The sequence below is a fragment of the [Clostridium] citroniae WAL-17108 genome, from assembly GCF_000233455.1.
GTDB classification, from domain to species: domain Bacteria; phylum Bacillota; class Clostridia; order Lachnospirales; family Lachnospiraceae; genus Enterocloster; species Enterocloster citroniae.
The window spans coordinates 80,900-93,295 of the sequence record NZ_JH376426.1; the positions used below are offsets into that span (position 1 = coordinate 80,900).

Below are 12,396 nucleotides of genomic sequence, written 5' to 3' on the forward strand. Positions count from 1 at the left end.
GAATACAAAAGGCAAAAATACATAAGAATTCTTTAATATTCCTGTGTCAGCCATCTCCGGTACGTGAGATCCACAAGAAAGGCTCCCAGCGGCGCTGTGATCAGGATTGCCAGCACAGCCACGGTGAGCACAATATTTCCGCAGGCCAGCCCCATGGACAGAGGCACTCCGCCGATGGCGGCCTGTACCGTGGCCTTTGGCATATACGCCGCCATGCAGAACATCCGCTCCTTCAGATTCAGCTTTGTTCCCACAAGACAGCACATTACCCCTGCCATGCGAAATACCAGCACGCCCAGGATCAGAAGAACAGCCGTGCCCCCAGCAGCAGCGGCGTAGCTTATATCCACAGTTGCACCCACCAGCACAAACAGCAGGATCTCCGCCCCAACCCACAGCTTATTAAATTTAAGTGACAGGCGCCTTGCAACCGGTTCCCGTTTTTTCTGAAGGGCGATCCCCATACACATCACGGAAATAAGGGAAGAAAAGCTGAAAACGCCCTTTAATGAGTCCTCAAGGGATACCAGCACAAAGGAAATACACAGCAGGATAATGACCTTGACCGTGTCCCTGATATGCATTTTCTTAAAATAAACGGCCAGCAGGATCCCCACAGCCGCTCCGATGAGTATGCCCGCCAAGATGGAAAGGGGGATCTGCACAAAGCTGGCTGCAGATACCTGCGCGCCCTGGGCCAGGCCCGTGAAAGCGGAAAACAGCACGATCACAAACACATCATCCACGGAAGCGCCTGCCAGTATCAGCTGAGGAATGCTGTTTTCAGTGCCGTATCCCTCCTCCATCAGCCTGATCATCTTTGGCACGACCACGGCAGGGGACACCGCCGCCACCACCGATCCCATGATGGCTGCCTCCAGCATGGAAATTCCCAGCAGCCGCGGCGCCAGCGCCACCATGCCAACGATCTCAAAACATGCGGGCACAAAACACATCAATATGGCAGGGCGCCCCACCCGTTTAAGGTCATCCACATCCAGGGACAGGCCGGCCCGCATCAGAATGATGATCAGGGCAATCTTCCTGAGTTCAGCCGAAATCCCCAGTATGGACCCATCGATCAGGTCCAGGACATAGGGCCCCAGGACAATCCCCGTAAGGATCATTCCAGCCAGACTTGGCAGGTGCAGCTTTCTGCAAAGCCACCCTGCGGCCATGCCCACCATTAATACATACGCAATACTTAAAAGCATTTTATTTCCTCCTTAAAACGCAGAAAAGCCGATGGTTTCTGCGTAAATTTACGCAGAAGTCATCAGCTTGATAAGCGGTTTTAGTATTCACTAAGGGAGAACCTCATTCCCATACTCACGTTATATAATATAACCTGCGGCGGGATGTTTGTCAATACTATATGATATTTGAGTTGGTTCTAAGGTTTTTGTCCTAAGATTTTTGTGCTCTCTCTGACCACAAGCCTTGGTTCATAGATCGTGGTCCTCTCTATCTTTTTATCTGGGTACATCAGGTTTTCAATGATCTTCTCAGCCGCCTTGTATCCCATATCAAAGGCCGGCTGATGGACCGTTGTCAGACCGGGGCTGAAAAAGTCCGAGTACGCAATATCGTCATACCCCACCACCGATATCCGCTCCGGTATATCAACCGCCTGCTCCCTTGCCCATTTATAAACACCATAGGCGATCAGATCATTAGAAGCAAAAATTCCGGTCACCCCCTGCTTTACCAGGCGTCCAGCCTGACGGTACCCAGAATCAATATGGAAGTCCCCGTAAGCGATCCATTCCGCTGTCCCCCTGATGCCGGCTTCCCGGAGCGCACTTTTATAGCCGAGAAGGCGCAGGTTTGCCGTGCAGGTATCATTGTTAATGGGGCCCGTGATGCAACCGACCCTGCGGTGTCCCAAATCAATGAGATGTTTTGTGGCCAGGTAACCGCCCAGCTTATTATCCAGCCTTACATTCATCACATGACTGAAATCCGTCATATAATCAATTGCCACTGCCCGGATACCGAATTTTCTGACATAGGCGGTCACCTTTTGAGCGGTTTCCTCCTCCACGCCGGCTGAAAAGGAGATAATGATGCCATCCACTCCGCGGTCTATCATCAAATTAATATAATCAAAATCCTTTTCCCGCTGGTCATTGGTGTTGCAGATGATCAGGCTATAGCCCATATCGGTACACTTTGCCTCTGCTCCGCTTGCCAGCTCCGCAAAGTATGCATTCTTTATATCAGCCACCACAATACCGATTGTTCTGGTCCGATTGGTCACAAGGCTGGCTGCCATCCTGTTGGGCCTGTAGTCCAGCCGTTTCGCTGTCTCTAGCACCCGCTTTCTGGTTTCCTCGGACAGCCGGTGAGGCTTGTTATTCAGTACAAGTGAAACCGTGGAGGGAGATAAATGGGTCTCCCTTGCAATATCTTTTATGGTAGCCCTCATCCGCTGCCTCCTGTCACTGGATAAATCCGTTGGCCTTGTGCATTTCAATGATATCACTTACATTTTCCGAATCCACAATGATCGGCTGAATCAGGTACTCCTCCGGCTCCGTGATCTTCCCCTCTGCCATATCCACCGCAAGTCTGGCCGCATTGGCCCCCATATCCGCCGCATCCTGGAGAACAGAAGCCGTCATCTCGCCGTCCGCAATCGACATGCATGAATCTGCCAGCCCGTCAATCCCATAAAACTGCATGGTCTGCACATCCTTGCCGTCCGCTTTGCAGGCTTCCACGCATCCCAGAGCCATACCATCGTTCATGGCCAGAACCGCGTCTATTTCCGGATAGATCTGAAGCCAGTCTTCCATGATCTTCATAGCCTTTTCCTTAGCCCATGTCTCATTATTCTTTACATCCAATATCTCCACGTCATCGCGTCCGGCCTCCTTTAAGGCATCCTGATACCCCTTCCAGCGGTCTTCACTGGCTGAATCTCCAGGCGTGGAGAGAATTGCAAGGCATTTTGCATTCTGAGGCAGACCGGCGGCGGCCGCCTCCCCTGCGGCATGTCCCAGAAGATAATGTGAGGCTCCTGAGCTGGAGGACACACCGTCCTTAATATCGCAGTTATTTGTGATAACCACGCTGATCCCCTTTTCCTTAAATGCCTGTGCCCACTGGTCCGTATCCTGACTGTTGCTTACCTTATCCAGGATCAGCGCATTGTAGCCTTCCACCTCACACTGGTCAAAGATCGATTGTGTATTTGCCGGGTCTGCCATCAGATCCACTACCTTATACTCCACATCCTGATACTTCTTCTCCAAAGCTTTGGTCGTGGAATTACACAGCCAGCTGTGAAATGGGTCAGCCAATAGGACTGCACTCCTGTCAGGTTCAATATATTGCTGATAATACCCATAATGACGGAGCCGATAAAGGTTCCGGGAGCAGTGCCGATCCCTCCCGTAAAACTGGTGCCTCCGATTACAGTGGAAGCGATCGCATCCCCATGGTAATTCATGGCCGTGTCAGGCAGGCCGGAATTCACACGGGCAATCTGCAGCACGGCCGCCACCCCGGTCAATATGCCTGCCACTGCATAAACCAGGATAGTGGTGCGCTTAACATTGATACCGGATGCATTGGCAGCATCCTGATTTCCGCCAATGGCATAGATATTCCGCCCAAAGGTAGTCTTGCTCAAAAGGATCCACACAATGACTGCAATGACCATAAGAAACACCACCGGTATGGGAACCGGCCCTATGTATCCGGATGAGATCTTCCCATAATCCCCAATCTTATAAATAGGCTGTCCGTTGGTATACATATAGCAGGCACCGCGGGCAATGCTGTCCATGGCCATGGTTGCAATAAACGCGGGAAGCTTAATCTTAGCAACCAGAAAACCGCTGCAGGAACAGCAGATCACCGCCACGGTTATGGCCGTCAGGAATGTCATCAGATAGGAGCCCGTGGACAGGTATGCATTAACCGATACCATGCCGGAGAACGCAACCACCGCACCCAGGGACAGGTCAATATAACCGCTAATGATGAGAAGCATTTCTGCAAATGCCAGGATTCCTGTAATGCTGATCTGCCGGAGCACGCTTGTCACGTTTTTTACGGTCAGGAATGCAGGGCTTAACATGCTGCACACAATGATCAGTATGATGAAAATCAGATAGTTGCCATATTTTTTCATCAGGGTGTTCATACCCTGATCCATATTAATTTGTTTCATGTTCCCCTCCTGTTGATAACATTACAATATTTTCCTGTGTCATTTCTTCCCTGGTAAGCTCGCCGGTGATCCTTCCCCCATACATCACGTAAGCCCTGTCGCACATTCCAATGAATTCCGGTAATTCGGAGGAGATCATGACAATCGCAATTCCCTGTTTTGCAAGCTCCACCATCAGCTTATAGATCTCGTATTTGGCGCCTACGTCAATTCCCCTGGTAGGCTCGTCCAGGATCAGTACCTTGGGATCCGACATGAGCCATTTTGCCAGAACCACCTTTTGCTGGTTCCCCCCACTTAGGTTCTGCACGATCATCTCATCCCCGGGTGCTTTGATCTTCAGCTGCCCAAAGAATGCGGCGACCATATTCTTTTCTTTTTTCTTATTTAAAAAATGAAGGGCAGATACTTTCTTTAAACTTGAAATGGAAATATTCTCCCGTATATCACGGCACATGATCAGGCCAAACCGTCTTCTGTCCTCGGATGCCATGGCAATACCGCTGCGGACCGCGTCCTCTACATTCCGGATGTGTACTTCCCTTCCATCCACCTTCACGCGTCCGGCCTCAAACGGATCCAGCCCAAAGATACACCGCACAGTTTCTGTGCGGCCCGCTCCCATCAAGCCGCCCAGCCCCAGGATCTCTCCTTTTCGGACCTTAAAGCTTACATCTTTCAGCTTATTATAGGATGATGTGAGTCCCTCCACTTCCAGGACCACATTGCCCGGCTCTACATGTTCCTTAGGATATGTATTGCTGAGTTCCCGTCCCACCATCATCTTCACCAGGCTCTCATTGGTAAAGTCCGCTGCAGGCGCTGTCTCGATATGTTTTCCGTCCCTCATGACCGTAATGTAGTCGGCGATGCGGAAGATTTCATCCATCTTGTGGGAAATATAAATGATAGTGATCCCCCGTTCCTTTAATTTCTGTATGTTGGCAAACAGGCGGTCCACCTCGGCATTGGACAGCGCCGAGGTCGGTTCATCCATGATCAGGATGTCCACCTTATTAGCCTTTATAGCTCTGGTGATCTCTAAAAGCTGGATATCAGAGACGGTCAGATTTCTCATGGTTTCTTTTGGATCATACTGCAGATCCTCGTCTTTTAAGATTTTTTCCGCCTCTTTTGTCACTGCCCTCCAGTTAATAAATCCAAGTTTTCTCGGCTCCCGGCACATCATCAGGTATTTTTCCACAGTAAAATCCGGCAGATACTGCAATTCCTGATAGATCATGGCTACTCCGTTGGCCTCCGCGTCCAACGCGCTCTTAAACCGTGCTTCTTTTCCGCTGATCATTACCTTTCCGTCCGTCTGAATGTAGGAACCGTTTAATATCTTCATAAGGGTGGATTTTCCCGCCCCGTTTTCCCCCATCATGATGTGAACCGTACCCTTTTTTATGCCGAAGCTCACGTCATCCAATGCCAGTACTCCCGGAAATGCCATGGTAATATGTTCAAACCATATCTTATAATCTTCATTCACTAAAGCCTGTCTCATTTTCCTTCCTCTCCCAGCCCGCTGATTCTGAAATCATAGGTCCCTGATCCTGCTTCAACAATTACCCATTGGCCAGATGCGATATCCCGAAGCTGAATTCCCGGTAATTCCATGGCTTGGTCCCCATGAATCAGCACCTCCCCATTGGATTCAATGTGCATGGTCTTCTGTCCAGTCCCCTTGACGGGCAGATATATGGATGCCCTGCAGTTAACCGGGATCCTGACATGCAGATCCAGCCCTTCCTCGGTCTTCTCCCAACCGCTGCTGATCCTTCCGCGGATGGAATCCAGGCTGCATTCCACGCAGCGCAGCTGTTTCGGGATAACCGGTTTTATCACCACATGCTCAAAACCCGGATGTGATTCATCTGCCCGGACTCCTCCCAGATACTTGTGAAAGCATACTCCCACCGCCCCATTCATCGGGTGGTTATGGGAAGCCATACCGGCCAGCGGTCCTGGCGCATCCACCTTCTCCCATCTCTCCCAGATGGTAGTGGCTCCGTTTTCGATCATATAGCCCCAGCTTGGGTACTCTGTCTGTGTCAGAAGTTCATAGGCCAGATCCTCTTCTCCATTCTGAAACAGCACCTCTATAATATATCTGCTGCACAGGTTTCCGGTGGTAAGGTGCATGTGATGCTTTAAAATATCATCCTTGATCTGATGCAGCACTGCTTTCCTGTCCGCTTCAGGCACCAGTCCAAGATACATGGGAAATGTATTTCCTGCCTGGCTGTTATTAGCATAGTATTTTTTATCCTTATGATAAAACCTGGCCTGGAACGCTTCCCTGATCTTCCCTGCTTCTTCCAGATAAAACGTTTCATCTTCCCCCAGTCCAAGTACGCGGGCCATCTTCGCCATCAGGACGCAGTCATAATAGAAATACCCCGTTCCCATGAGCACCGTGGGGGTGATCGTGGATACTGCTCCGGAGCCAATGCTCCCAAGGTCCGTTCCTGATACGGGCGCCGCCCAGTCCCCCATCTGCGAATACCTCAGGACATATCCGTTGGAATTGCGCTTAAGATACCCCACCCACCGCCTCATTGCCTCATAGTTCTGTTCAATGATCCTGACATCTCCATAATGAAGATAGGTATTCCACGGAATAAGAAGAAAGGATGTGCTGACAGGGTCAGCCGGTCTCAGGCCATACCGGATGAACGGCGCCGTGTCCGTGATGGCGCCGGTGCGTTCTCCCTGGGCATCCCTGATATCCTGAAGCCATTTCTCATACAGCTGAGGCAGCCTGTAATTGTACAGGGCGCATTCATTTCTCACCGTCATGTCATTCAGCCATCCCAGACGTTCGTCCCGCTGAGGGCAATCTGTGGGCAGTCCGTGAAGATTGCTCCCTTCAGTCCATACAATATTGCTGTAAAGCTGGTTCAGAAGTTTGTTATCACAGGAAAATGCTCCCACCCGGCACACATCTGATCTTACTACACATCCGGTGAACCTATCGGCCCCGGGCCGTTCCTCCAGTCCATAGATCTGAACATACCGGAATCCGTGATAGGTAAATCTGGGTTCATAAATCTCCTCTTCCCCGCCTTTTAACGTATAGATGTCCGTAGCCCTGGCACGCCGTAGGCTGATGGGATTGACGCTGTAGTCCTCATGGATCAGCTCCGCGTATTTCAGCATGATCCGGGTCCCTGCTTTTCCACTGATCCTGATCCTGACCCAGCCAGCAAAATTCTGTCCAAAATCCAGAGTATAGCTTCCGTCTCCTGCCTCATAAACCGCTCTGACCGGCAGTTCCTTAACAACACGGATCGGCTCCAGGATCTGTGACCGGATGATCCCCGGCATTGGTTCGTGCTCCACCACTTCCCGCCAGCTTTGGTCCATGGTATATCCCGGGCAATCCCATCCCGGCCGTTCAAGCCCTGCATCATATTGCTCTCCATGATAGATACTGTTCTTCACCATGGGGCCTGACGTGGTATAGTACCAGCCATTCAGGTCACTGAAGATCCATTCCCGGGTGCCGTCCCCGTATTCAAGGAGAAACTCTGCTGAAAACAGGTTCTCACCCCAGCCCACCCCGTCCTCGCTCTCCCGAAGGTTGTGCCATCCATTTCCGCATTCAATTCCAAACGCATTGTCCCCCAAAGACAGTTTATCCGTAATAATATAGCTGGCATACAGAACTGTCTTTTTACAATCCGTCCACGCATTATTCAATACAGATGTATCTGCTTTTTTCCCATTTATCGTAAGCACGTAATAGCATGGGGATGCCACAAAAGCCATGGCATGGCGGACCGGCTTTTCCAAGGTAAACTCCTTCCTGTACCAAAAGCAGCTTCGCTCCACAGCAGGCCCCCCGATCCAGAGGGCTTCCCACGGTTCCCCATTGGCCAGCCCGGTGGTAAAGCTGGTAATCCGGCTCTCCACCGCCTGGCCGTCATCCAGCAGTGCGGTCACTTTTATGTCAAACGTTTTAGCGCTCTGCAAATTTTTCCCCTGATACCAGACACAGGATGACTCGCTGCTTTCAACCATACCACTGTCCCATAAAGTCCCTTCGCCCCGCTCCAGCTGTTCTTCTGTCTCCCCTACCAGGATGCGGTACGCCCTCTGTGATCTCCCTGTTCCATCCCCTTCGTAGCTCCAGCTGAATCTGGGGTTCTGCATATCAAGTCCTATGGGATCGCGCATATATTCACAGTACACTTTCAAATCCATGTTGCATGTCCCTCCTCACTTATAGTGTGTACTCCCGGAGACTCCGAGAGTACACATAGTGTCAAACGTTTTAGCGCAGGATAAAATCCGGCCTTACCCGGATGTGACTAAAAATATCCCGTAACCCTGTGGAAGCTCCATGTTGATCCGGAAGCCATGCCCCCATTCACTCTCTGCTTCTGAAACAACATCAGCCGGTTCGATCCGGCCGGTAAACGGATCCCAGATCTCCGGATGCTTCCCTGCCTTTACATCCACCACCAGGTTCTGTATTTCCTTTGTATAATTAATAAAATAATATTTACGTTCATTTCCCTCAAACAGGCACCAGGATATGCCGTCCATGTCCTCTCCTGTATGGATATACGGATCGCTGATCCAGTCTGGATAATGGCGGATGTTCTTTCTGCACTCTGCCGGCCCGGCCACGATCTTCAGTGCCCGCGGACATGCCTGATCCAGCCATTTACAGATCTGATCCCCGTCCATTGCCTCAAAGAATTCGGTTTGAGAAGACTCCATTATGTGGTTTACACACCTTTTGACAGTTTCATCTTCCTTCCTGTTTCCTCCATAAGCCGGAACACTTTCCACAACCGCGATCCGGCCGCCCCGGCCTGCAAATGTTTCCAGCAGCCGTGCCATCTCCTGCGGCAGCACCTCGCACATGGGCAGGATAAATGCTTGATAGGATTGACCTGTTATCCGGTTGACCAGCATTTTATCCTTCACATCAAATAATTCTGCCGCATCTGATGGAACCATGGTAAAGTCCCTGTTTTTCTCCTGAAGTTTATGCAGCAGGCACTGCTCTTCCCGGTCAATGGCAGCTGCCCTTTCATCCTCGATCACAGGTCCCATATGGTATCCATGTCTGAATCCCTGATCCGCAATATAATGCATCCAGTAAGATTCCGTGGGATGATAGATCAGTACGTCTGTTTTTCTCCGGCAGTCCTCCGTCATGCCGTATATTCTGCGGCACATCCGGTTGGCCTGGTCCATGTGCTCCCATTCCTGCCATTGGAAGAACTGGGACGGAGGCCAGTCATCCTTTCTGAAGCCACGGATGGAATAAAAAAATCCATGGTTTGTAATGGTCATTACGCCCTGGGAATACAGCCAGGATATCATGCGTATATACTCTTCAAAGGTAAGCTCCCATCCGCTTGCAGCAAATGCCTCGCATACAAGGCCTGATTTTCCATATACCTCTGCGGCCGAGGCTGCGAATTTGATATTCAGGCTGCCGATCCCCTTTCCAAGATGATCCACGCCCGGTCTTCCAAACTCCCTGAACTGACGCATGAAATCCCCGCTGAACCGAACCTGCCCTGCCATAGTCTCCTCTCCCAGCAGATGGGGACAGTAATCAATGTTATGGGCTTCACACCATTCGCGGATCGTCCTGTGGTAATGTTCTCTGTACAGATCGCTGATGAGCTGAAAATAATCACAGCGCGTCCTGCCCGCCTCGCAGCCCGGCAGTACCAAATCCGGCAGCCGTTCCTCCAAACGGTATCCAAACCTCTCCTCAAACAATTCCAGCAGCCTGTCCGTCCATGGAAAGGCATGGCAGAAACGTGTTTCATCGTTAAAGCTGGCTGTGATCACACTTCCAAATGCGTCAGGAAAGCGTTTATAATATGCTTCATACGTGGTTTCCAGAAAATACTCTGTAGCTTCTTTGTTAAGGTAATCCGGAGTAAGCATCCCCTCCCCCTGATAGAGCTCTGTCTGTATTCTGGCCTCAAACACAATGGTGTCCCGGTCCCTGCAGATCTCAAAGTCATTTTCAGACAGGTTGAACAGGCATCCGCTTTTGTCATCGGGCTGGAACTGCCTGATATCCAATGGTTCCATTGTCTTTGCATCATAGCAGAAGAGGTTGTTGATACTTCGTCTGCCCTCCCTATCCCTGACCGGATCATCCGGTGCTGTTTTCCCTGTCCGGCAGATATCCTCAGGCTGTCTGCGGAATCTGACTCCGGACCCCACATGAAACATCTGGATGGATAAATATTTTTCGCGGAATGCCTCGTGCCTCGTTACTTGGCCGTTGGCAATTCCGGCCGGCCAGTTAAATTCATCATACAGCCACATGGTCTCGCTGTGCCTGGTTTTATATTCGATCACGGTTTTTATGTGCTCCATCCATGCATCATCCAGATAGCCGCCCTCAAATCCGCTTCTCGCATGGGGCGCGCTGCATGTGATCCCCTTTTCACTCATTATGGACATCTGGCGCACAAGCTCGTCCCTTTTAAGTCTGTCATTCCAAAACCAAAGGGGGACCTGGGCCTCGTTCCATTCCCGCACCTGTTCCGGACTTTTAAAAAAGTCTTTTTGCATTCAATGTCTCCTTAAATACCTTTTATTGCTTGCCTGATTCGTATTAGAGTATAAAAGAAAAGAGAGCCAAGATATATCATTTTTCTTGGCTCTCTATCATATTTCTTATATTTTAATCGATTTCTGCTTAAAAGGTATCCTTTCCATACAACAGCTTATACTCATTGGGGGATATACCCGTATACTCCTTAAAGATCTTACCAAAATGGCTCTGGCTGGAAAACCCCAGGTAATTGCTAATGGATTTGCAGTCATAGGGTGAATACATCAAAAGATTTTTAGCCAGCTTTACCTTTTCCTCCAAAATATACCGGCTGATCTTGACCCCCTCGCACCGCACAAACAGATGAGACAGGTAATCCGGGTTCACATACAGGGCTTTTGCAATGGTCTTTACAGTCAAGCGTTCATGCATATGCTGGAAGATATGGTACTTACACTGCGCAACCAGTTTATTCTCCTGCTCCTTCTTCTCCCTCTGTACCTGTGCGTGCTCATATACCATACGTGTAAAAAACCTGGCCATATCCTGAACATAGAGCGCTACCTCTTCCCGGCTCTTCGCCTCATCGATCCTGATCGCCCAGGAATCCCCCGCTGAAAAAGCTTCATCGGAAATAATACCGCCGTCAATGGCTGCTCTGGCGTAAATGGCCATCGCGCACATTGCCACATTTTTATCGGAACGCAGCACATCCCTTGACAGGGTTCCCAGCTTTCCTCCGTATGGCTCCGTGATGCATTTCTCCATCCCCTCCATATCGCCCTGACGGATACACTCCAGTTCACGTTTTTCCCTCTGATAGGAATTATGGATGATATTATTTTCCTGCATACTGAATTTCAGACGGGCAATATCCTTTTTTACCGTTTCTTCATTTATCTTATTCTCCATATCAAATGGCCCCGCTTGCAGTTATTGTAATGTCTTTTACGGAATGATTATATTATATATGTCAATTTTACCGGACAAGCTGTTAAAAATCATGAACAGAACGTGGAAAAAATGTCAAATAGGTGCTAGAATAGGAGAAAAATACATTGGACAAACAAGGAGAAAAACCATGACAAGCCCCCTTACCATCAGGACCGCATCAGTCAGTGATGCACCGGCCCTGCTCTCCATCTACGCCCCCTATGTGGAGAAAACCGCCGTCACCTTTGAGTACACAGTGCCCAGTCCGGAAGAGTTTCAGACACGGATCGCCCACACCCTTGACCGCTACCCCTATCTGGTTGCAGAGAGAAACCGGGAGATCATCGGATACGCCTATGCCTCCGCATTTAAAGAGAGAGCCGCCTATGACTGGGCTGTGGAGACTTCTGTCTATGTCTCGGAGAACGCAAGAGGCACCGGAGCCGGAACCACCCTCTATAAAGCCCTGGAGCAGGCACTGGAAAAACAGAATGTGCTGAATGTCAATGCATGCATCTCCTACCCCAACCCTGGCAGCATTTCCTTTCATGAAAAGCTGGGTTACAAAACCGTGGGCCATTTCACCCGGTGCGGCTACAAGCTGGACCAGTGGTGGGACATGATCTGGATGGAAAAAATGCTGGGAGAGCATCCCGCTTCCCCCAGCCCCTTTATTCCCTTTTCCAAACTTTGATTTCTGTTTTAGAGCTCTGTTTCAGAGCTCTGTTTCAGAACT

General features: G+C 50.0%; 9 protein-coding genes and 1 riboswitch. Of the genes, 1 reads left to right on the forward strand and 8 read right to left on the reverse strand.

Features of this window, described 5'->3' with window-relative positions:
* Nucleotides 1–32: 32 nt before the first annotated feature.
* The 8 genes from HMPREF9469_RS20760 to HMPREF9469_RS20795 form a co-directional block, all read right to left on the reverse strand.
* Nucleotides 33–1,214, reverse strand: coding sequence for a cation:proton antiporter (locus tag HMPREF9469_RS20760; protein WP_007866331.1), 1,182 nt, complete (start codon nucleotides 1,212–1,214; stop codon nucleotides 33–35).
* A gap of 46 nt (nucleotides 1,215–1,260) precedes the next feature.
* Nucleotides 1,261–1,334: riboswitch (Fluoride riboswitch) on the reverse strand.
* 59 nt (nucleotides 1,335–1,393) lie between these two features.
* Nucleotides 1,394–2,428: a LacI family DNA-binding transcriptional regulator gene (locus HMPREF9469_RS20765; protein WP_007866332.1), complete on the reverse strand. Its 1,035-nt coding sequence runs from the start codon at nucleotides 2,426–2,428 to the stop codon at nucleotides 1,394–1,396.
* A gap of 13 nt (nucleotides 2,429–2,441) precedes the next feature.
* Complete coding sequence (locus tag HMPREF9469_RS20770; RefSeq protein WP_157140325.1) at nucleotides 2,442–3,305, reverse strand: sugar ABC transporter substrate-binding protein; 864 nt, start codon at nucleotides 3,303–3,305, stop codon at nucleotides 2,442–2,444.
* Entirely contained in the window at nucleotides 3,221–4,180 is a 960-nt protein-coding gene (locus HMPREF9469_RS20775; RefSeq protein WP_007866334.1) for an ABC transporter permease, read from the reverse strand. Before HMPREF9469_RS20775 ends, HMPREF9469_RS20770 begins: the two co-directional genes overlap by 85 nt.
* Nucleotides 4,167–5,690 (reverse strand): sugar ABC transporter ATP-binding protein, encoded by a 1,524-nt coding sequence (locus HMPREF9469_RS20780; protein ID WP_007866336.1) that lies wholly within the window; start codon nucleotides 5,688–5,690, stop codon nucleotides 4,167–4,169. The genes HMPREF9469_RS20775 and HMPREF9469_RS20780 overlap by 14 nt, the downstream gene beginning before the upstream one ends.
* Nucleotides 5,687–8,392 carry an alpha-L-rhamnosidase gene (locus tag HMPREF9469_RS20785; protein WP_007866337.1) on the reverse strand — a complete coding sequence of 902 codons (2,706 nt, stop codon included), beginning with the start codon at nucleotides 8,390–8,392 and terminating at the stop codon, nucleotides 5,687–5,689. Before HMPREF9469_RS20785 ends, HMPREF9469_RS20780 begins: the two co-directional genes overlap by 4 nt.
* A gap of 93 nt (nucleotides 8,393–8,485) precedes the next feature.
* Complete coding sequence (locus HMPREF9469_RS20790; protein WP_007866338.1) at nucleotides 8,486–10,744, reverse strand: glycosyl hydrolase; 2,259 nt, start codon at nucleotides 10,742–10,744, stop codon at nucleotides 8,486–8,488.
* 127 nt (nucleotides 10,745–10,871) lie between these two features.
* Nucleotides 10,872–11,639, reverse strand: coding sequence for a helix-turn-helix domain-containing protein (locus tag HMPREF9469_RS20795; protein WP_007866340.1), 768 nt, complete (start codon nucleotides 11,637–11,639; stop codon nucleotides 10,872–10,874).
* A 169-nt stretch (nucleotides 11,640–11,808) separates the two neighbouring features.
* Between HMPREF9469_RS20795 and HMPREF9469_RS20800 the strand changes: the two genes are divergently transcribed.
* Nucleotides 11,809–12,354, forward strand: a complete 546-nt coding sequence (locus HMPREF9469_RS20800) for a GNAT family N-acetyltransferase (protein WP_007866343.1) — start codon at nucleotides 11,809–11,811, stop codon at nucleotides 12,352–12,354.
* The last annotated feature ends 42 nt before the right edge of the window (nucleotides 12,355–12,396 follow it).

What these genes read in the sequence shown, in the direction of transcription:
- HMPREF9469_RS20760 (WP_007866331.1), bottom strand. Translation starts at nt 1,214, where the DNA reads ATGCTTTTAAGTATTGCGTATGTATTAATGGTGGGCATGGCCGCAGGG.
- HMPREF9469_RS20765 (WP_007866332.1), bottom strand. Translation starts at nt 2,428, where the DNA reads ATGAGGGCTACCATAAAAGATATTGCAAGGGAGACCCATTTATCTCCC.
- HMPREF9469_RS20775 (WP_007866334.1), bottom strand. Translation starts at nt 4,180, where the DNA reads ATGAAACAAATTAATATGGATCAGGGTATGAACACCCTGATGAAAAAA.
- HMPREF9469_RS20780 (WP_007866336.1), bottom strand. Translation starts at nt 5,690, where the DNA reads ATGAGACAGGCTTTAGTGAATGAAGATTATAAGATATGGTTTGAACAT.
- HMPREF9469_RS20785 (WP_007866337.1), bottom strand. Translation starts at nt 8,392, where the DNA reads ATGGATTTGAAAGTGTACTGTGAATATATGCGCGATCCCATAGGACTT.
- HMPREF9469_RS20790 (WP_007866338.1), bottom strand. Translation starts at nt 10,744, where the DNA reads ATGCAAAAAGACTTTTTTAAAAGTCCGGAACAGGTGCGGGAATGGAAC.
- HMPREF9469_RS20795 (WP_007866340.1), bottom strand. Translation starts at nt 11,639, where the DNA reads ATGGAGAATAAGATAAATGAAGAAACGGTAAAAAAGGATATTGCCCGT.
- HMPREF9469_RS20800 (WP_007866343.1), top strand. Translation starts at nt 11,809, where the DNA reads ATGACAAGCCCCCTTACCATCAGGACCGCATCAGTCAGTGATGCACCG.